At 60.9% G+C, this 20,843-nt stretch carries 16 protein-coding genes and 1 pseudogene; 9 read left to right on the forward strand and 8 right to left on the reverse strand.

The genetic code is table 11. The features are described from left to right. Nucleotides 1-156 precede the first annotated feature (156 nt). On the reverse strand, nt 157-351 hold the full coding sequence (locus tag JO015_11940; protein MBV9999808.1) for a hypothetical protein: 195 nt from the start codon (nt 349-351) through the stop codon (nt 157-159). A gap of 426 nt (nt 352-777) precedes the next feature. Between JO015_11940 and JO015_11945 the strand changes: the two genes are divergently transcribed. Together JO015_11945 and JO015_11950 are read left to right on the forward strand one after the other, a co-directional pair. Next, nucleotides 778-2,235: a hypothetical protein gene (locus tag JO015_11945; GenBank protein ID MBV9999809.1), complete on the forward strand. Its 1,458-nt coding sequence runs from the start codon at nt 778-780 to the stop codon at nt 2,233-2,235. 1,559 nt (nt 2,236-3,794) lie between these two features. After that, a complete protein-coding gene (locus JO015_11950; GenBank protein ID MBV9999810.1) occupies nt 3,795-5,231 on the forward strand; it encodes a YARHG domain-containing protein in 1,437 nt (478 codons plus the stop codon). 390 nt (nt 5,232-5,621) lie between these two features. Here the strand turns inward: JO015_11950 and JO015_11955 are convergent, their stop codons facing one another. From JO015_11955 to JO015_11965, 3 genes are all read right to left on the reverse strand, one after another. Then, on the reverse strand, nt 5,622-6,395 hold the full coding sequence (locus JO015_11955) for an NAD(P)-dependent oxidoreductase (protein ID MBV9999811.1): 774 nt from the start codon (nt 6,393-6,395) through the stop codon (nt 5,622-5,624). Between the two features lie 122 nt (nt 6,396-6,517). Beyond that, nucleotides 6,518-8,140 carry a multidrug efflux MFS transporter gene (locus JO015_11960; GenBank protein MBV9999812.1) on the reverse strand — a complete coding sequence of 541 codons (1,623 nt, stop codon included), beginning with the start codon at nt 8,138-8,140 and terminating at the stop codon, nt 6,518-6,520. Next, entirely contained in the window at nt 8,137-8,991 is an 855-nt protein-coding gene (locus JO015_11965; GenBank protein ID MBV9999813.1) for an HlyD family secretion protein, read from the reverse strand. Before JO015_11965 ends, JO015_11960 begins: the two co-directional genes overlap by 4 nt. A gap of 16 nt (nt 8,992-9,007) precedes the next feature. Between JO015_11965 and JO015_11970 the strand changes: the two genes are divergently transcribed. Further along, nucleotides 9,008-9,205 carry a hypothetical protein gene (locus JO015_11970; protein ID MBV9999814.1) on the forward strand — a complete coding sequence of 66 codons (198 nt, stop codon included), beginning with the start codon at nt 9,008-9,010 and terminating at the stop codon, nt 9,203-9,205. 472 nt (nt 9,206-9,677) lie between these two features. Here the strand turns inward: JO015_11970 and JO015_11975 are convergent, their stop codons facing one another. Next, nucleotides 9,678-10,418 (reverse strand): 3-oxoacyl-ACP reductase FabG, encoded by a 741-nt coding sequence (locus JO015_11975; protein MBV9999815.1) that lies wholly within the window; start codon nt 10,416-10,418, stop codon nt 9,678-9,680. A gap of 326 nt (nt 10,419-10,744) precedes the next feature. Between JO015_11975 and JO015_11980 the strand changes: the two genes are divergently transcribed. Both JO015_11980 and JO015_11985 read left to right on the forward strand, forming a co-directional pair. Further along, on the forward strand, nt 10,745-11,428 hold the full coding sequence (locus JO015_11980) for an MEDS domain-containing protein (GenBank protein ID MBV9999816.1): 684 nt from the start codon (nt 10,745-10,747) through the stop codon (nt 11,426-11,428). Next, nucleotides 11,428-13,027, forward strand: a pseudogene (locus JO015_11985) (sigma 54-interacting transcriptional regulator). Before JO015_11980 ends, JO015_11985 begins: the two are co-directional and overlap by 1 nt. Before the next feature lie 7 nt (nt 13,028-13,034). On the opposite strand, the gene JO015_11990 reads toward JO015_11985, so the two are convergent. Further along, nucleotides 13,035-13,295, reverse strand: coding sequence for a hypothetical protein (locus JO015_11990; GenBank protein MBV9999817.1), 261 nt, complete (start codon nt 13,293-13,295; stop codon nt 13,035-13,037). Nucleotides 13,296-13,534: 239 nt separating this feature from the next. Here JO015_11990 and JO015_11995 point away from each other — a divergent pair, with 239 nt between their 5' ends. After that, a complete protein-coding gene (locus JO015_11995) occupies nt 13,535-15,886 on the forward strand; it encodes a cbb3-type cytochrome c oxidase subunit I (GenBank protein ID MBV9999818.1) in 2,352 nt (783 codons plus the stop codon). A 2-nt stretch (nt 15,887-15,888) separates the two neighbouring features. On the opposite strand, the gene JO015_12000 is transcribed toward JO015_11995, so the two are convergent. Continuing rightward, complete coding sequence (locus JO015_12000; protein MBV9999819.1) at nt 15,889-16,665, reverse strand: CoA-transferase subunit beta; 777 nt, start codon at nt 16,663-16,665, stop codon at nt 15,889-15,891. Between the two features lie 12 nt (nt 16,666-16,677). Continuing rightward, nucleotides 16,678-17,556 (reverse strand): CoA transferase subunit A, encoded by an 879-nt coding sequence (locus JO015_12005; protein MBV9999820.1) that lies wholly within the window; start codon nt 17,554-17,556, stop codon nt 16,678-16,680. Nucleotides 17,557-17,899: 343 nt separating this feature from the next. On the opposite strand from JO015_12005, the gene JO015_12010 reads away from it, so the two are divergent. The 3 genes from JO015_12010 to JO015_12020 all read left to right on the forward strand — a co-directional run. Continuing rightward, nucleotides 17,900-18,733 (forward strand): cyclase family protein, encoded by an 834-nt coding sequence (locus JO015_12010; protein ID MBV9999821.1) that lies wholly within the window; start codon nt 17,900-17,902, stop codon nt 18,731-18,733. A gap of 325 nt (nt 18,734-19,058) precedes the next feature. Beyond that, nucleotides 19,059-20,264: a 3-oxoadipyl-CoA thiolase gene (gene pcaF, locus JO015_12015; GenBank protein MBV9999822.1), complete on the forward strand. Its 1,206-nt coding sequence runs from the start codon at nt 19,059-19,061 to the stop codon at nt 20,262-20,264. Nucleotides 20,265-20,408: 144 nt separating this feature from the next. Continuing rightward, a partial coding sequence (locus JO015_12020; protein ID MBV9999823.1) for a helix-turn-helix domain-containing protein occupies nt 20,409-20,843 on the forward strand: 435 nt, incomplete at its 3' end.

Genomic DNA, 20,843 nt, shown 5'->3' on the forward strand with positions numbered 1-20,843 from the left:
GTCCTGGGTGCTCAAACTGCAGAACACCTAACCGAGTCTCCCCATGTCAATAACTTCGCCCAAAATTCCAGTTGTAAACCAGAGAACATCTCCTGGGTGCTCAAGCTGCAAACCGCTTAACCGGCCCTTCCCTATGTCAATAACTTCACCCAAAATTCAAGTTGCAAACCAGAGAACATCTTTGGGCAACACCGCCCGGCTCAAGGCCAGCGCCACCGCGAGCGAAGAGCGCGCCTTCAACGACAGAAAGAACTCGAGTGCCGCGCGCGAGGCCACATCGAGCGCCAGCGTTAACCCGGGGCGCCCGATGGGCTTGCGCTCCAGGCCGTCCACCAGCATGACGTCCCCCAAGGTGTGGTCGATTCTGCACCAGCGCCAGCGGCTCGCTGGCCTTGAGCGCGCCCCGGACCGGGCGGAATTTGTCGGCCGCGGCCTTCGGCCCGTCCCGTAAGCGGGTCCGCCTCGGCAAGTCGATGCCCTGCACCCGAGCGCGGACGGTCTTGCAGGAGGGTGCCTCGGTGTTGGCCAGTTGGCAGTCGAGGCGCACCGCGCAATAAGGGGCGGCGATCGAGGGGCGCTGCGGTCGTTTTGACGGACGACGCCCAGGTGCGCGCCCAACTCAATTTCGTGGGAAGCAGCGCTGCGAGCGCCCAAATGGGGTGTGCCGGGTAGCATTTTCAAGGTTCGTCTCGATGATTGTAAATGACACCTCCTGGGCTATTTGCAATGCGCTATTTGCTAAACGTCCCACCCCTAAACTCCTCAGAGCGATTCCACTTGAACGCCCCATTGGTTAATCTCAACGGCGCGAAAGCGGCTGATTCTCCGTCAAGCGAAAGCGTACTTCTGGCTTTCATCGCGCTTTCGCTGATTTTGCTCGGTCTTTTTGGCTGTGCGTCGATCGGGCCGACGTATGAAGGCGACCGTAGCAACATCCTTAACGACGATAGACACTACAAGCTTGCCGCGATCGAATTTGGCGAGCTCGGAAGTTATGCGGACGCCTCGCAGGGCGAGCTCAATAATACGATTCAGCTATTGAAAAGCACCGAACGGCCATTGCTAGTTGTATACATCCATGGGTGGCTGAATAACGCCACCTCGGGGGACGTCGGCAACTTTAAAGGATTCCTCAGCCGGCTGTCCCAATCCCGACAGGTAAAAATCCATCGCTATAATGTGTTTGGAGTCTATTTCGCCTGGCCTGGTAAAACGCTCGAAATTCCCTACCTCGACTATTTGACCTTCTGGAACCGGAAGCAAGCCGCGGAACGGATCGCCAGCAACGGCGATTGTTTGGACGCCATCGAAAAGCTTTCCCAAACGGCTCGACTCCGCGAGAACAACTATGTCTTCTTAATCGGTCATTCCTTCGGGGGACTGATTCTGGAACGAACCGTGGAACACACCCTGCGCACGTTGCAGGGCCAGAACGTGCGACCGCCCTGGGATCTTGCCCTGATGCTCAACCCCGCATCGGATTCGGTCTTGACCCGGCAACTTGTCAGTGACCTTTATAGCCTTTACGATTACTACCCAAATCCACTTCCAGGCAACCGATTACGCTGGGGTGGACACTTTGTGCCCAAGAGCGGTGGCGATCCGATTGCCGAGAGCCAACCGACGGTCGTTGAGGTGCAATCCGAGAACGATACGGCGACCGGTACCGTCTTTCCGATCGGCAGCAAAGTCGGCGTTATCGTCAATGGACATTGGGCCTGGAACCAGGTGGCAGTGCCTCGAACCCAACAGTGGGTTTCCGAACGCGCCTTTTACCTCAGTACCCCTGGCAATGATCGCTATCTAGTCAACTATAAAGTTGTTCGTTCGCGAGGAACGTTTTCGGGCAATTCGGACGCGTTCGACTACAACCTGGAGCACAATCCGGTGGGTGCAAGTTTCTTTACAAGCGCTCCCAAGGGCTCCGATACTGCGGCGCAAGCAGGCAGACATTCGCGGACAGCGGCGACCGCTCCCAAAACTCAGCCGCAAACCTGGCAAATCCAATTTGTGGTTGATCACGACAAATATATCGGGGTTCACGTGCCGTTTTGGATCGTGCGCGTTCCCTCCGAGATCATCGACAATCACGGCGGTATCTGGAGCGATAATAATATGGCGCTGATGGCCACGATCTTCCGCATGCACCGACCCATACTACCGAACAACGTTACTGCTCCGGCCAGATCCTACGTCCTACCCCTGCCGGTCGAACTGAAGCGGAAGCCGAATTGACGCAGTTTGGTTCGAACAGACGACCGCAAAGCAGACCCGCAGATTTCGGTCCGACCAAGCTCTGGGCGAACTGGCGGCCGACCTGGATCTCCGGCTCGGGCCGGCCACGCCCGTTTGGAATAGTCCGCTCTTACGGCTACGCTCGGCCGTGGGGGAGGTCTAGGGGTACTTACGGGCCAACGCCGCCAGCTTGGTCGACTACGCCCGGCGGTACTTGCGAGGCCAGCGCATTTCCACGGCTGTCGGCGGATCGACGGTGGTGCCCGCGCTTTGAGCCCGCCGGAACCTACGCTCCCTGAGCACCCCCCGAGGTTGGTTCCCCCTCGCCTAAGTGTAGCGGTCCCTCCAAGAGAGACCGAAAAAAAAACCGGAGGTAACTGAGGGCGGTGCCCTCATCCCGACCAAAGCCTTTCACGAATCGGTGTCCGACCCGGCCAGATGCATCGGCGCAATCATGGACCGGTTCGCCTTTCGGGTTCCGATAAGGAGCGAACTTGAGGCCTCAGGGTTTCATTACCCCCCGCGCCGTGATTATGTCCCCTGTGAACCATTGCGTCGCCCCGTTGATCTCGTAGCACCGCAAATTGTCCCCCTCGCGCTGCGCGTAGACCGGGAACTTGCCGCCTGCTACCAATCCTTGATCAGCGGTTCGAACTCGGCCCATGAGTAGTGCTGCGACAATGACTTGAGGGCCGTCCAGAGTTTGTCCCGATGAAATGGGAGGCTCATGGAGTAAACACTATCGTGCATACGCGCGCAAGGAGATCGGATCAACCCGGCGGCAGCGCTGTTCCGGTCCAGGGTCGCCCCGAGCTTGAAATCTGGAGGCCAAGCGCTCAACGGGGACTGGCGTGCCACGCTTTCGCGCCGGTATCTGAGCAACGAAGTCCCTGCCGAAAGGAAGGCCACGTGGCCTCCGGTTTGCCCCGGTCTCGTCTGCGGGCGTTTACCCCTTCATCCCTTAAACGAGGCCAAGGAAGTCAGGCCTCAAACTTTCGCACGCTTTGCCACCAAAGAATTTAAATAGGGCCCCGGTAAATTCTTTTTGAGGCCTCCTAACGTTTTGCTCGTTGGAATGGGGTAAGCACGGCTCGCACAAGCGAGTCCAGGGGAGGCCGGGCCCCCCTTACCATCCAAAGCCCCGGCGCATCCAGAACGATGGACGGCACCTCGACGGCTGAAACTTTAAGATCGGAATTGCGTAAACGGTTGATGAGCGCCCGTCGTGCCTGAACGAATCAAGACCGATACAATCACAAGGAAAGCACCATTCACGACTTCAAACGCCGGATTGGAACCAATCAAATGCCGAAACTTCATCCAGGCTCACGACCGGTCATCCAAATCGCCCTTCGCACCTTCTCTGAAACAAGCGAGCTTCGAGCGCCGGTTTCTTCTCGAGTTTTCACGCGCGCCCCGTCCGTGCGTTTGCTCCTAAGTTCCATGAATCATCAGCGATCGCTTGCAGGTTTGCACGTTCAACGCTTACGCGCCCCTTTGCCAGGAAGTTGAAGCCTGCCGCACACCAACTAAAACCATCTAACCTGAATCAGATAACTATGATCGAACGCGTCGGAAAATGCACGAACTATTCCGGATGTAAGCTGGCTTACCGCAACGAGAAATGCACGGTAGGCAGCAAGGCATTCCGGTGTCCGGAATGCGGTCTTGCGCTTGAGCCGGCCGGCTCAGAGAAGGCAGCGCCGCACCTGCTTTACATTATGGGGGGGAGCGCCGCGGTAGTGCTGTTGGCCGCCAGCGCCGTTGCCTGCACGCTGTGGAACCCGGCGTCACGTCCCGACCTCGTGCAGCTAAAGGGAGCGGACCTGTCACCGGAGCTTTCGACAGCCTTGGCGCCGGCGCTCGTCGCGGCTTCCACGCCGGCCGACGTTTCGATGCCCGCGGCGCCGGGGCCAGCTGCCACTCCAACGCCAGCTGAGCTTTCGGCGACTCCACCACCCCCTCCGGTGGTCGCTTCAACGCCGGCCGCGTCCCCACCGGCGCCGATGGCGCCGATCGTAGGGATTGCCCCGACCGTGGTGTTCATAACCGCCACCACGGCGACTGCACCTGCAACGCCATCGCCGGCAGCCACTTCAACGCCGGCGGAGCCGCCAGCGACCGCAACGCCGCCCGCTGCATCAGCACCACCCGAGCCCTCGGCAAACCCGACGCCGTTGCCGGCGGCAGGCGCACCAAAGGTCGAACTGGTTGATCATGAAGCAATGGCTCCAAAGCCGGCTTCCAGCGCTGCATCCTCCGGCACCCCACCCGACCCAAGTTATCCAGGAGAACGTTACCCCCAGACGCGCCAACGCCTGATGACCTGGGCCGAGGCCACGATCCTGACCGACGCCCAACTCTCCTACGCCGTTGAGGAAGTCTACGCCCGGCACGGGGCAATCTTTCCTTGGGAGCCTCGAAATCAGGCGCAGTTTCGCCGGTTTTCCTGGTATAAACCTCGCCCGGAACTCACGGTTGCGCAGATTAAATCTTCCCTGTCGCAGATTGAGAAGTACAACGTTGAGCTGCTCTGGCGCCTCCGCAGCGCCGCCTCCTCAGGCAGTCCACCCGACGGCTACCCGGGCGAACGGTACCCCCAGACGCGTCAGCGCTTGATGACGTGGAATGAGGCCGCTGTGTGGACTCGCGCCCAACTCTGCTACGCCATCGAGGAAGTGTACGCCCGGCACGGGGCGATTTTTGCTGAAGGAAGCGTAAATGGGGCGCAGTTTCGGCGGTGCCCCTGGTACCGGCCTCGCCCGGAACTAACGCTTGCGCAACTCAAGGCCTCCTTCTCGCAGACCGAGCAGCACAACGTTGACCTGCTCGAGCGCGTCCGCGCGTCGGCGGAAACGCGTGCGTCGGTTCCCGGCAGCCCTGCAATCCAAAACGGCGTTCCAGATGTCTCGTTACAGGCGCGTACGGGCGACCGGCATCGAGGCTGTACTCCCGCGCCAACCCCGGCGAGCGACGGCGGTTTGAGCGCGCGTTAAGCCGGCCTGGGCCAACGCCAGCACGAAACGCTGAAGGGATTCACGCCCGCACCATGCGCCGGCTCACGGGATCCGGACCTGGAGAACGGTCCTGCCTACCGTCACGGGATAGCCATTGCAAACGCCTGGGCCTGAAGTTGAACGTTTTCTTTGCCTTCTCGTTGGAAGCACCGCTCAGTTTCGTGCCATAGTAGACTGCGTCATCCCCGGCCGCCTCTCGCGCTTCCGATTCGCTGATCTGGGGTGGGGGCGGCGCCCCATAAGCGTTAACTTGTTTCTCAATTCCAGCCTGCAGAGGTGCTTTTCCCTCGAAAACCACATCCAAACGTTTGTTGTGGAACCGTATTTAGTGTAGATTTCCGTATAAACAGTGTTTTCTGACGGAGCAAGTTAACGCTTATGGGGCGCCGCCCCCAGCCAGCGCGCAAACGCGGGTAGCCAGCGGCTGACCGGGGAAGGATCGTCGTCAACAACATTATAAATGCCGGCAGGCGCGGTCAGCGCGGCAACCGTGGCCAGGGCCGCGTCCTCGATATGGATCCAGGACCAGACCCCTTGGCCTTGGCCGATGAGGGGCATCGCGCGGCGTCGGACCTGGTCCACAACCGTGCCGTCCTCGCCATACCAGGTGTTTGGACCGTAAAAGAAACCGTAGCGAAGGGCGACCCCTTCCATTTTGCCAGAGTTCCGCAGCCGCGCTTCAATCTCGGCGTACATGCGCGCGCTTGCGGCCACGCCGGGGCTGGCGTCGGTGGCCAGGGGCGCGGACTCGTCGGCCAAGCCACCGGCTGCCTTCAGGAAGAAGCCGCTCGCTTGTTGGACGTAGCGCCGCACGCCGGCCGCCTGCGCCGCGCGATGAAGGCTTCCGCCGGCTTCGAGCCGCAGCTTCCGATCAGCCGGGAACGCCGCGGCCAGCTCTGAAGGATCTTTCGGCAAGGCGGTCAGTTGATCGATGACGACCTCGGCTCGGGCTCGGCGCAGGGCCTGTTCCACAGCCACGCCATCAAAAGCGCTGACGTGGGCGACGGTCACGCCCAGGTCCCGAAGCCGCCGCGCCCCCGCCTCAGAATGCGTCATGCCCGTAACGGTGTGCCCTTGACGGACCAACTCGGCAATCAGCGGCTGCCCAATGGCTCCGCTCGCTCCTGCAACAAAGACTCTCATGCGGCAGCCTCCGGCCGAACGATTTGGTTTGTCCTCATGCAAGTAGTGAGTGGCGGCCTGTTTTGCTGCTTCATACATAGAAAAGGCGCTTTCGGTTGCACCTTGTCATTTTGCCGGCGGGGTTACTCTGCGGCGATGTGCGCGCCCTTTTCGAGCACGGAACGCTTCATCCAGGGCACCAGCAAGGCGAGCACGACGCCGATGGCCGCGAAGATCAAAAAGCAATCAAAGTAGGCCAGCGAGAGGGCCTGCGACCCGCGCAGGTTATCGAGGGCCTGCAATGCCATCCGGCGCGCCGCGACCGGGTCGCCGGTCTGGTGCATCAGAGCAGGCCGGGCCTGATTCAGGAACGAGGCGACCGCCGGGTTGAGCCGATCGAGGTTTTCGTTCAGGCGCAACGCATGGAGCTGCTCGCGCCGTTCGGTGAGCGTCTGGCCCAACGACGTGCCGAAGCTGCCGCCCTCGTTGCGCAGCAGCGCAAACAGGCCCACCGCCGCCCCGCGCAGTTTCTGCGGGGTGTAGAGGTAGGCGGCCACGTTGAGCGGCGCAAAGACGATACCCAGGCCCAGCACCAGCACCACGCGCGGCCAGATCACCTGGCCCGGGGAAATCTCCAGGTTCAGCACGGACATCCACCAACTGCCCGCCGCCATGACGAGCAACCCCGCGCCGATCAGCCAGCGCGCGTCCAGGCCTCGCCCGAGCAGCCGGCCGGCCATGATGATGGCCATGATGGTGAAAATCCCGGAGGGCGACAGCACCAGCCCGGCGTGGAACGCGTCGTAGCCAAACAGGGTTTCCAGCATCCCGGGCAGCAGCGTGCTCGAGCCGTAGAGCACCGCGTAGGAGCAGAAGATGATCACGCAGCAAAGCGCGAAGTTGCGCTCCCCCAGCGGCCGCAGATTCACCACCGGGCGCGCTTGGCGCGTCTCCCACCAGACCAAGCCCGCCAAGCCCCCCACGCACAGCGTGACCAGCGTTTGGATGCGCCCGAACGGGTCGCCGAACCAATCCCATTCCTGGCCTTTGCTGAGCAGGATTTCCCAGGAAACCAGCATGAGCACCAGCAAGCCCAACCCGATGGAATCAAATCTGAACGCCTGCTTTTTGAGGCTGGCGCGTTCTGCCTCCAGATACGACGGGTCGTGCACCAGCGCGGCGCAGAGCAGGAAGGCAAGCGCGCCCACCGGCAAATTGATGTAGAAAATCCAGCGCCAGGAATACTGGTCGGTGATGTAGCCGCCCAGGGAGGGGCCGATCACGGGGGCAATCAACGCCGCGATGCCGAAGAGCGTCTGGGCGGCGCCTTGCTTTTCGCGCGGGAAGGCATCGAGCAGGATGCCCTGGCTGCTGGGCTGAAGCCCGCCGCCCGCCAGTCCCTGGAGAATGCGAAACAGGATGAGCATGGCCAGGTTCGTCGACAGCCCGCAGAGGACGGAGGCCGCCGTAAAGACCGCGATCGAGAGCAGGAGGTAGCGGCGCCGGCCGACGTGGGCCGAGAGCCATCCGGTGATGGGCAGAATGATGGCGTTAGCCGCCAGGTAGCTGGTGATGACCCATTCGCTGTCGGTCACCGCCGAGGATAGCCCACCGGCGATGTAGCGCAGGGCCACATTGGCCACGGTCGTGTCGAGCACCTCCATGAAGGTGGGCACCACGACCGCGAAGGCGACCAGCCACGGGTTAACGCCCTGGTGGCTGGCCGGCACGACCGGCACGGAGGGGGTGGCCGGGCCGGCACTCATGGGGTTGGGTTGGCGGAGGCCGCCGGCGGGGCCTGCGCCTGAAGGAATCGGCCGGCGTCGGGACCCGTGGGCGCCGCGTTCAGGTCCACCGAGGGCGTGACCGATAAGCCCACAAAGAGCGGCAGCTTGTCCGGATCGTAACCCACCAGGTCAATGCGCACCGGCAGCCGTTGGACGACTTTGACGAAGTTGCCCGTGGCGTTCTGCGCCGGCAACAGCGCCAGGGTCGAGCCGGTGCCCATGGTAAAGCCGGAGATGCGGCCTTCGAAGGTTTGCTTGCCGCCGTACATGTCGGCCTCCAGCGTCACCCGCTGACCGATGCGCAAACGTCGCAGCTGGGTTTCCTTGAAGTTCGCGTCCACCCAGACCTCGCGCAGCGAGCGGAGCGCCATCAGGCTCTGGCCCACCTGCACGTTGTTGCCGGGGTTGACGTCGCGGCGGGTGACCACGCCGTCAATCTCCGCCACGATCGTGCAGTAGCTCAGGTCGAGCTGGGCTTGGTCCAGGTCGCGTTGGGCCTGCTGCAAGGTGGCTTGGGCCTTTTGCAAACCAGGGGCGCCCTTGATGACCTCCGCGTAGATGCGGTCGATGTTGCCGCCGGGATCGCGCCGGTAAAATTCTTCCACCAGCTGTTTGGGGCTCAAGTCGTAGGAGGAGGGCACGATGCCCAGTTGCGCCGCGCTCTGCAGCAGCTCGGCCAACGCCTGGCGCACGGCTGAGAACGTCTGGTCGAGGTCGGCCGGCACTTCGGCGAGGGCCGTGCCCTGGGGGTGGTTGGTCGGGTAGCCCGAGGGCAGCGCGCGCCTGGTAGACCGATTCCAGCGCCTGAGTGACTTGCGCTCTGGCCGCATCGAGCGCTTCCCGCTTTTGATCAAACTCCTCGGCGCTGGTCACCCCGCTCGCCCGCAGGCGGCTGGACCGGTCAAACTCCGCCTGCGCCAGCACCAGGGCCGCCTTGCCCTGTTCCCAGGTGGCGACCCGCGCCCGCACCAGCGCGACCTGGTTGTCGACGTCCTCGATGGCATGGAGCAGCTTGAAGCGCGCCGCCCGCGCCTGGGCCAGTAACGCCCGCACGTTCGCCTCGGTGACCGCCAGGTCCGCCCGGGCCGAATTGACCGCCGCCTGTTTGATGGCGACCTGCACCCGGTAGGGCTGGGGATCGAGTTCCACGAGGGGTTGGCCGGTGGTGACGCGGTTGTTGTCGTCCACCCGCACCCGAACCACCTGGCCGCTCACGCGCGAGGCAACGAAGGTCACGTGGCTGTTCACGTAGGCGTCGTCGGTCGAAATCGTGCTCAGGGAATGGAGAAACCACGGGATTCCGAACCCCAGCGCGAGAACCACCACGATGCCGACGGCAAGCAGCCGCCAGGGCTTTCGCCGAACGGCCTTGGGCGGCGGAGCCGGCGCTGATTCGGGAGCGGTGGAAGGAGGGGGCGGCACTGGGGTTGCCTCGTTTGCATTCATGGAGATGTGTTTGGTCGCATTTTTTGATGGCGATTTGGGGGGTGCAGCCCAGCCGCTGGTTCTCCGGCGTCTACGCGCTGAAGCCACCGTCGATCAGCAGATCGGCCCCCGTGACGCAAGCCGCCTCCGGTCCAGCCAGATATGCGACCATGGCGGCAACCTCGTCGGCGGTTCCGTATCGGGGAACCGCCATCAACTTGACGAGCGTTGCGGCGGCGGGGCCGTTGGCTGGATTCATGTCCGTATCGATGGGACCGGGCAGCACGTTGTTGATCGTTATTCCGCGCTGGCCGAGATCGCGGGCCAAACCTTTGACGAGTCCTGTCAGCGCGGACTTGCTCATCGCGTAGACGGCACCACCCGGAAACGGCATTCGATCTGCGTTGCAACTGCTGATGTTGATAACGCGCCCGCCGCTTTTCATGTGCCTGACCGCTGCCTGGGTCGCCACGAAAACAGCCCGCACGTTCACGGCAAACGTCCGATCGAACTCGGAAAGGGTGAATTCATCAATGGGACCGAGCGACAAAACCCCCGCGTTATTGACCAAAACATCGAGCCCGCCCAGCTCCCGGACCGTGCGATCGACCGCGGCGACGACCGAGTCGGCCTCCGCGCTGTCCGCCTCGATGGCGAGGGCACGCACTCCGGACGACTTCGCCTCCTCGGCTACGGCATTCGCTCGGTCGGGCGATTTGGCGTAGGTAAGGGCAACGTGGGCTCCTTCATTGGCGAGTCGTTTGACAATGCCCGCGCCGATACCACGGCTACCGCCCGTCACGAGGGCAATCTTTCCTTCCAATCGTTTCATGAGGACCTTTCAGGTTTCCAGGTTGCAGGCTCGACCTTTCCGCAAACGGTGTGCCAAGGACAGGTGAGGCCGGAGCACTGCGGCTTTTCCGAGGAATAGAGAGTGCGCCCCGCGGAAATCAAGCAGGACGGCTTCCTTCAAATTCGCGAAAGTTCGGGAATTCTGAAATCACCCTGGCAGCTTGCCCTCCAAGATCGCTGTGCTATCAAATATTGGTTTGGGCCGGACGGGTAGGAGGGGCTTTCCGGCCCGAAATCGACAGTGAATATCCTCCCGTTCGGATACCCTCCATTTTCCGGCGGAACGTGGATTGATAGAAAGATTCCATGGGTTCGACTGACGATCAGTTCAAAACGGGTGGCAAATCAAAGGGACGGCCGATTTGTTTTGCCGGCTCGGACCTGGGCGATAAGTGCCACGTCTGCGCCTTTTTCAATAGTCGCGACGATGAATACCGTGCCTTGATTCCCTTCATCAGCGAAGGCATCGAACGGGGCGAAAAGATCGTTCACACGATTGATCCCGAGCGCCGCGAGGACCACCTCGCCCGTCTGCACGCGGAGGGCCTCGATGCGGCGCACCTGGAAAGAACTGGTCAATTTGAGCTGCGCACTTGGTCGAATACCCATTTGGCGGGCGGAAAATTTGATCCCGTCCGGACGCTGTCCTTGTTCGAGGATGTGGTGAAGAAAGCGAAACAGGAGGGTTATCCGCTCATCCGATTTGTGACCCACATGGAATGGGCGCTGATGGACAAGCCCGGCATTGACGAGCTTCTTGAGTACGAGGCGAAAGCCAATGCCATCTGGATGCAGCAATCCGGCCCGGTGAATCCGGTCATCTGCACTTACGACCTGACTCGGTTCAGCGGAGAGACGGTGATTGATGTGATGCGCACGCACCCAATGACCGTCATTGGCGGAGTCCTGCAAGAAAACCCGTTCTTTGTGCCGCCGGAGGACTTCATTCACGAGCTGCGGGAAAGGCGTACCGGGAGCGGCCGGCGGTAATGCCCATGAACGTCGCACGATTGAAACTGGAGACCGAGTCGGAAGACGTCCGGGATCTCAAGTCGTGCGTCAACGATCTCATCAGCGTCCTTGCTCTTCCGGCGATCTGGATCGGCGCGGAGCCGGCCCAGATTATCCGAGCGCTGCTCGATTGCCTCCTTGGCCTGTTGCGCGTCGATTTTGTCTACGCGGAATGTAACGATCCCCTGGACGGAAAGCCGCTCACGCTCATTCGGCACGCCTCGACAAGCCAGCCCACAGTGGCGATGCCGGAAGTAAGTCGCGCTTTGCAGGACTGGCTCAAGACGGGGGCGCGCGAGGCGCTGGTCCTTCGACGCCCTGCCGGCGGCATCACGATGGCGGCCAGACGCCTCGGCTGCCAAAAGGAGATCGGCTGGGTAGTGGCCGGGGCGACCCGGCGGAACTTTCCCTCGACCACGGAGGGGCTGTTGCTGAGCGTGGCCGCCAATCAGGCGGCAATCGGGCTGCAGGAGGCGCGCCTGTTGCAAGAGCAGAAGCTGGTTGCTGCAGAGTTAGATCGAAAAGTCGAGGAGCGCACGCGCGAATTGCAGGCTCTGAAGGACCAGTTGGAGCGCGAGAACGTCGTCCTGCGCGAGCAGCTCGATGAGGTATCGATGTTCGAGGAGATCGTCGGGACCGCGCCGGCCCTGCGCGCGGTTCTCGCCCGGGTGGCGCGGGTGGCGTCTACGGATTCGACCGTCCTTATTACCGGCGAAACCGGTACGGGCAAGGAACTCATCGCACGAGCCATTCACAAGCGGTCGAAGCGATCCGCGCGCGTTTGTGAAGGTGAACTGCGCCGCCATTCCCCCATCGCTTATCGCCTCGGAGCTTTTCGGGCACGAGAAGGGTGCCTTTACGGGTGCCCTGCAACGGCGCCTGGGCCGTTTCGAGTTGGCGCAGGGCGGAACGCTTTTTCTCGACGAAGTAGGCGAGCTGCCTGCCGAAACGCAGGTCACGCTTTTGCGCGTGCTTCAGGAACGCGAGTTCGAGCGCGTGGGCGGGACGCAGCCGATAACGGCCGACGTCCGGCTCATCGCGGCCACCAATCGGAACCTGCAGAGGCCGGAGGATAGCGCCGGCTTTCGCAGGGACCTCTTCTACCGGCTCAACGTCTTTCCCATCGAGATGCCGTCCCTCCGCGAACGAATCGAAGACATTCCCCTGCTGACGGAATACTTCATCCAGCGCTACGCGGATAAAATGGGTAAGCGCATTTTCAGCATCAGCAAAAAAACCATCGCCCTGTTTCGATCTTACAACTGGCCGGGCAACGTCCGCGAATTGCAGAACGTCATTGAACGCTCGCTCATTCTCTGCGACGGCCACGCCTTTTCGGTCGACAGGAACTGGCTCAACCAGGAACCTCGCTACGCTGAACCAGCCTCCGCAGCACAGCCGTTGGCGCAACGGCTCGCCACCCACGAGAAATCTCTGATCGAGGCTGCGCTGCTCGCTACGAGGGGCCGCGTTTCCGGCGCGTCGGGTGCGGCAGCGCGTTTGGGTCTCCCGGCTTCGACGTTGGAGTCGAAAATTCGCGCGCTCAAAATCAACAAGCACGCCTTTAAGGCAAAATAGCCGGCCATTATGTACCGCCTTTTTCGCGGGCGATCCATTCGCGAATAAAGCCGGGGCAATTTTCCAGCCGCGCCCCGCGCGCTTCGCAACGGGATAAAAACAGGATCGCCTCGCGTCCTGCCAGATTGACTTCGCTCAGATCGAAGATCACGCGCGATGTCTCGTCGGCGGCCAGTGATGCGAGTTGAGGCAAGTCCGCAGCCTCAATTCGACCACTGAGGGCGAACACGGTCCCGTCTTTCCCGCAAGATCGCTGAATCCTCAGCATAGCTCGGGCTTTTTGCAAGAGGCGTGCCGCTTCGCATCCGCATCGCTTTTGTCTCTGCATGGCGTCGCCGCGGCGGATACGCACTGCCTCGTTTTTCGCGAAAGCATGCGAATTCGCGAAATCCCGCGAAATGAAATGCGCTCAACAAGGCTCGAACAAAGGCCTGTCCCGAGGGGAATCGCGGCTCGGCAGGCTCTCTAACCGTGGCACACCTTTAGCAGTGTCCGTCACCGCCTCTTATGAATGAACCCTCGACAAGAGAACTTCTCATTTCCAAAGGATGGATCCAAGCGGTGGTTCTCGTGATGCTTTTCGGCTTTTTCGTCATGGGGATGCTGGCCTACTACACCTACACCGACGAACCGCCGATTCCGGTGAAGGTCCTCGACCCGAATGGAACCCTACTGTTCACCGGAACCGATGTGATAGCCGGCCAGGAGATCTTCCTGCAGAACGGCCTGATGGAATACGGATCAATCTTCGGTCATGGCGCGTGGTTGGGGCCTGACTACACCGCAGACTACCTGCATCGTGCTGCTGAGCTTTCGATTGATTACTATGGCGGGGCCTCCCCGGACAAGGCTCGGCAGCAAACGATCACCGACTTCAAGACCAACCGGTATGATCCAACGACCGGCGTGCTGACGTATAGCGCCGCGCAAGCAGGCGCGTTTCAAAAGTTGACGGCTTCCTACGCCGAATTCTTTGGCAGTCCCACGACCAAGTTCGGTCTTCGCCCCAACGCCATCAGCGATCCGGAGCAAATTCGGAAGCTGACCTCCTTCTTCAGTTGGTCAGCGTGGGCGGCCGCGGCGCTACGCCCGAATCGGGATTATTCCTACACGAACAACTGGCCGCCGGAATCGCTGGTCAATAATCAACCCACAGGGGACGCCATCGTCTGGAGCGTTTTGTCGCTTATCGCCCTGCTCGGCGGTATCGGTCTGTTGCTGGCGGCGTTTGGCCGCTGGAATTTCCTGGGTTGGCATGGCCGCGAAGAGCAACGCATCCGGTTCCGGCCGCCTGACGAAGTCATCCTGACGCCGGCGCAACGGGCCTGCGCCTGGTTTTTCTTCGTCATGGCATTCCTATTTGCTGCGCAGGCGTTGGTCGGCGGCGCTGCCGAGCATTACCGTGCCGAGATAACCAACTTCTTTGGCTTGGATCTGGCGCAAGTCTTCCCCTACAACGTCGCTCGCACCTGGCACGTGCAACTGTCGATCTTCTGGGTTGCCACGTCCTATCTGGCGGCAGGGATCTTCATAGCGCCGATGATCACCGGCCGGGAGCCCCGCGGCCAGAGCACGCTCGCTTACCTATTGCTCGGCGCCCTGGCCGTGGTTGTCCTTGGCAGCGTGGCCGGCGAGTATGCAGGTATCCTCAACTGGATCCGGAACGGATGGTCCTGGTTCGGCAACCAGGGTTTCACGTTCTTGGGTCTGGGGCGCTTCTGGCAAATCCTGCTGACCGTTGGGCTCGCTTTCTGGGCCATCATCCTCTTTCGCGGGTTGCGGCACCGGCTGCAGGAAGACCGCGTCGGCAACATGCCGTGGCTCTTTTTCTTCTCGGCACTGTCTATCCCCGCCTTCTACGCCGTCGGTCTGCTGGTCCGGACCAATTCAACGTTTACGACTACCGACTTCTGGCGTTTCTGGGTCGTGCATCTCTGGGTCGAGGACTTCCTCGAGTTGTTCACGACCGTCATGGTAGCCTACGTCTTCGTCCTGCTTGGCGTGGTGCATCAACGTGTTGCGTTGCGGCTCATCTACCTCGACGTCCTCCTCTATTCCGTCGGCGGCGTGATCGGCACGATGCATCACCTTTACTTCTCCGGCGAACCGGCCATCCACATGGCTCTCGGTGCATTTTTCTCCGCCGCGGAAGTGATTCCGCTCACCTTTCTTACGCTTGAAGCATGGAGTTTTCTGCAGCTCGGTGCGCAGCAGCAATCCGGCACGCGGTTCCCGCATTACTGGTCAGTAATGTTCCTCGCGTCAGTCGGCTTCTGGAATTTCCTCGGCGCGGGAATTTTCGGCTTTCTGATCAACCTTCCGATTGTCTCCTATTACGAGATTGGAACCGCCCTTACGGCGAATCACGCGCACGCTTCCATGATGGGCGTCTACGGCATGCTCGCCGTTGGCCTCGCGCTCTTCTGCCTGCGCTACATCATTCCCGAAAAGATGTGGAGCGATCGCCCGGCTAAGGTCAGCTTCTGGTGCCTGAACCTTGGTCTCGTCTGGATGGTCTTCGCCACGCTGTTTCCGCTGGGCATCATCCAGCTTTATCACGCGATTGGCGTGAGCTACTACGATGCCCGCTCGCTGAAGTTCATCACTAATCCTACCAACTCCATCTTCGAGTGGCTCCGGCTACCCGGCGATGCACTCTTCATTGTCGGCGGCACGTTCCCGGTCCTCTACATCTGCTGGCTCGGTGATCCCTTCCAACGCTGGTACCCGCGTTTCCTCCCCCTACCCCCGCCCCCTAAACCCAAACCCCGGTTTGTTCCAATTTCCATCGGATTGCCCCCGCCGCGTGCGATCGGGAAATGCGTCTGCCTGTCACGACAAATTCATTCCCCTCGGTGAACTCATGCCCCGGAATGGGCGATTTCTGTGCGCCGTTTCAGGTCGCGCAGTACCCGCAAAGCCTCCGGGTCAGGCTCCTCTGTAACCACCAGATCCCCGGAGGCCTTCAGCTCCCAGCCGGTCGCGGCTTTTACCTGCTCGAGGGTCACGCCGGGATGGATTTGGGCCAGCGTCAATTCTTTTGTCTTCGGATCAGGCGTAAGAACCCCGAGATCCGTGATGACTGCCTTGGGGCCCGCGCCCGGAATGCCCAGCCGACTCCGTTCATCGCCACCGTCTAGAAATCCGGCGCTGGTGATAAAGGCGACCTTTTCGACGAACGTACGGTGCGATTGACGTAAGACGATCAGTACCTCTTTTGCCGAAGCCGCGATCTCCGGTGCGCCGCCCGCTCCGGGCAAGCGGACCTTCGGCCGACCGTACGCCCCAATCACGGTCGTGTTGATGTTAGCAAACTTATCGACTTGAGCGGCGCCGAGAAACCCGACATCGACCCGACCGCCTTGCAGCCAATAGGAAAAGATTTCAGAAGTCGGCACAACGGTCGTGGCCGTCTTCGCCAGTTCACCGTCGCCAATCGAGAGAGGAAGCACGTCCGGCTTGGTATCGATCGGACCGGACTCGTAGATCAGCACAAGATTTGGTGCATGCGTCAGTCGAGCCAGATTTGCCGCTACGCTGGGCAGGCCAATGCCCACAAAGCAGACCTGGCCCTCTTTCAGATATCTGGACGCGACGACCGTCATCATTTCGTCAGCGGTGTAATGCCCATCATTCATAAGCCATTCGTTTTAAGGGTTCTCCTTGCCGGCACTCGCCAAGGAAGCCGAAGCCGCCTGAGGTGCCGAGTCCTTCAGGAACACGTTCTCTTCCAACCATGTGAGAAATCCTTCGCGCGTCCGGGAGATCTCGTCCCAGCGTTTATAAAACGCGTTGTCTCGGTCGTAGTATCCCATGGCGTAGGAAGGAGAGGCGCCTCCCGGCGCTTTGACTACCGCATCGACGGTCCAAAACGGCAAGACCGAAGCGTTCGCAGCCGCCCCCAGATCTTCCACTACTTCCTCCACGGTTACCACGACCCGCCGGGCGGAGAGAGCCGCTTCTTTCTGAACGCCGATAATGCCCCACATCAGAACGTTGCCGCGCTGATCGGATTTCTGGGCATGGATGATCGCCACGTCGAGCCGGACAGCCGGTACCGCCGCCAGCCGTTCCCCGGTGAACGGACATTGCATGAAACGGATATTTTGGTTGTAGGAAGGCAAATCCGTTCCGGTATATCCGCGTAAAATCGCAAACGGTAGTCCCGAGGCGCCTGCGGTGTACGCCGAAGCCATGGCGGCATGACTGTGTTCCTCGATGTCCAGCGGGCCGGGCCACCCGTTCTCGACGGCGTCTCGAAATCGATGCAGAGAACCGACCCCGGGGTTCCCGCCCCAGGAAAAGATGAGTTTCCGGGCGCAGCCTGCGCCGATCAGTTGGTCATAAATCAGGTCGGGGGTCATACGAACGAGGGTGAGATTTTTTTTTCGCTGCCGAATGATTTCGTGGCCGGCGGCAAACGGAATGAGATGAGTGAAGCCCTCGAGCGCAACAGAATCCCCATCGCGAACGAACTCGCCGATGGCCTGGGAGAGGGTGGTAGTCAACGGGTGCGGGGTCTTAGGCATGTTCCGGGCGATGTGCGATTAGCGCACTTATGTGCGCACAATTCATTCATGGAGCTTGTCGCGCGAAGCGTCAAGGCCTTTTTGCTCGGGTGGTTTTTCCGCGTCCGGCCGCGCAAGCCGGGGCGCGTTGCCGCTTGACCGTGACTAACTCGACCCTTAGGCTTCTATCTGAGCTTAAACGTACAAACGTTCGTTAAGCGATTTGCGGTATATTTGGTCGACACGGCACATTTTGTGGCTCGCAAATGGGGTTGTATAGATGGGCGAAAGATTGGCTGCATCGCCTGTCCGACTCTGCTGACCGCAAGAAGATGGCAAGAACCTCCGAAGGAGCTATAACATAATGTGTTCTCCAGTTTGCCTCGACGCTCTGTATGGCTGCGCGAGCCGGCGGGGCTTCATTAAAAAAAGTATCACGGCGGCGGCGGCGGTCGCGTGCGGCGCGCGCGCAAGTTCCGGGACGCCCGTCGCACCACAGCCTAGGAGTTTCACAAACGTCCTGGATCTGACGCATCCCCTCTTCGAGGGTTTCCCGACCTTCGACGGATCGAAATGGTTTACGATGGAAAAGATGTTCACTTTCGCAAAGGAGAAGCTGAACATTAATCGTTGGACGCTGGTTGAGCACACCGGTACGCACATGGATGCGCCGCTCCACTTCACGGCCGATGGCCATAGCGTGGACGAAATCCCCGTCACTGACTTCGTGGTGCCGATTGCGATGGTGGATATTTCGCAAAGGGCACAGGACGATCCCGACACATCGCTCACGCCCGACGACGTGCGTAAATGGGAGGCTGCGAACGGGCCGTTGCCGGAAGGCTGTTGCGTGGTGATGAATTCAGGATGGCACAGGCTCCTTGATTCTCCAAAGTTTACCGGCAGGGATGCTGCAGGTCGGAATCATACTCCAGGCTTCCATGCGGAAACCGCGCATATGCTGGCCGAGCGCAACGTAAAGGGGATCGGCGTTGACACGCTGTCGCTGGACACCGGCATGGAAACCCGAGCCGGCGCATTTCCAGTTCATTTCGCGTGGCTCGGAAGTGGCCGCTGGGGCGTAGAGGCCTTGGCGAACCTGGATGCTCTACCTGCCAAGGGAGCCATTCTCGTGCTCGGTGGCCCGAAGGTCCGCGGCGGTACTGGAGGGGCGAGCCGGGTCATCGCCCTGGTCTGACCTGATGTCGAGTCGCGTGGGCGGCAAACAGGTCGCCAAGTCGTAGTCGTACTCAAACTTTATCGCCCGGAATCGGAGTAACGAGCACGAGTCCGATTTGCCGGGCAAGGGTTGCGGCAGGGGGGAATTTGTATTGACAGGGGCCAAAACGCGCGCGATCTCTACGTGCGCACAAAAGTGCGAATAACGTACAGTTGGAGAAACCCATTTTCTGCGTCGCGATCCGGTCCCAGGCGCATACGCCCGATACGCAGATTTCCGCCTGACCCTCCGGTATGATCGCCCCAGAATCTGATGTCGCTCCAAAGCAACACGAGGAGATTCAATGAAAGAGGCGTTTGTGTGTGATGCAGTCCGCACGCCATTTGGACGTTACGGCGGCGCCCTGGCCGCAATGCGAGCTGATGACCTGGCCGCAATCCCGATCCGGGCGCTGATGGAACGCAACTCGACGGTCGACTGGTCCGCCCTCGACGACGTCGTGTATGGGTGCGCGAATCAGGCCGGTGAGGACAATCGGAATGTCGGCCGTATGGCTCTTCTGCTGGCGGGGATGCCTCAGGAGGTGCCCGGCACGACCGTGAACCGGCTCTGTGGCTCAAGCATGGATGCCGCCTCGATCGCTGCGCGTGCCATCAAGTCCGGAGAAGCCGACCTGGTGATTGCCGGGGGGGTTGAAAGCATGTCGCGGGCTCCCTTTGTCCTGAACAAGGCGGAGTCGGCCTTCAGCCGTGATGCAGAGATTTTCGACACGACCATCGGCTGGCGTTTCGTCAATCCCCGAATGCATAAACTGTTTGGCTCCGACTCGATGCCGGAAACAGGCGAGAATGTCGCGGAACAATTTGGGGTCAGTCGACAGGATCAGGACGCCTTTGCGTGTCGGAGCCAACACCGCTGGGCCGCTGCACAGAAATCCGGGTACTTTGAGCGTGAAATCATCCCGGTACCGGCCCCGCAAAAGAAAGGCGAACCGAAAATCGTGCAGACGGATGAGCATCCGCGACCCGATACGACCCTTGACGTACTGGCCAAGCTCCGGCCGATCGTCAAAGCCGGCGGGACCGTGACGGCAGGGAATGCTTCTGGAGTTAACGATGGGGCCTGTGCGCTTTTGTTGGCCTCTGAAGAGGCGGTGGCGAAATACCATCTCACGCCGAGGGCTCGCGTGGTGCGGGCTGCGGTGGCAGGTATCGCCCCGCGGATCATGGGGTTTGCCCCCGCCCCGGCTTCGCGCAAGGTTCTTGAGAAGGCGGGCCTGAAGATCTCGAACATCGATCTTGTCGAGTTGAACGAAGCATTTGCGGCTCAGGCCCTGGCTGTGACGCGCGACCTTGGTTTACCGGACGCGGCGGAGCACGTGAACCCTACCGGGGGAGCGATCGCGATTGGGCACCCTCTCGGAGCCAGCGGCGCGCGCTTGCTCACCACGGCCATCAACCAGTTACATCTCACCGGGACGCGCTACGCGCTATGCACCATGTGCATTGGCGTAGGACAGGGAATTGCCGTCGTTTTGGAACGTTGCTAGCCAGGAAATCTTATCAGCCAGGGCGCTCGTGAGATTTCGACAGCGAATCATTGTTATGAGCTGACCGGGCCGCAGTTGATAGGGTCCGGTTGTGCGCCGTATGAACAGCTGTGCGATATAGGTATAGTGAGGGCCATTTCATCGATGCCAATGAAGAATCGCAAAGACTTCGTCGCCTCACTGGCTCGCGGTATCGAGATCATCCGGGCTTTCACTAGCGAGCAAGCTGAAGACCAATCAACCGCGCGCGCGCGCGCCGGGTCGGCGGATGCTTTGACGCTGAGTCAAGTGGCCGAAAGGGCGGGCGTCGCCCGAGCCGTAGCACGACGCTTCCTGCTGACGCTCGCCGATTTGGGCTATGTCGCCAGCGACGGCAAATACTTCAGGCTGACGGCGCGTGTCCTTGATCTCGGCTATGCCTACTTGTCTTCGATGCCTTTTTCGAACGTGGCGACGGAGTTTCTCCAGGAGGTCGCCGAGCAAACCAGAGAGTCCTGCTCAGCATCCGTCTTGGACGGTCCGGACATCGTGTATGTGGCCCGGGTTGCGGCCCAGCGTATCCTGTCGATTTCCCTTTCA

This window comes from Verrucomicrobiota bacterium, from assembly GCA_019247695.1.
Taxonomy (GTDB): Bacteria; Verrucomicrobiota; Verrucomicrobiia; order Chthoniobacterales; family JAFAMB01; genus JAFBAP01.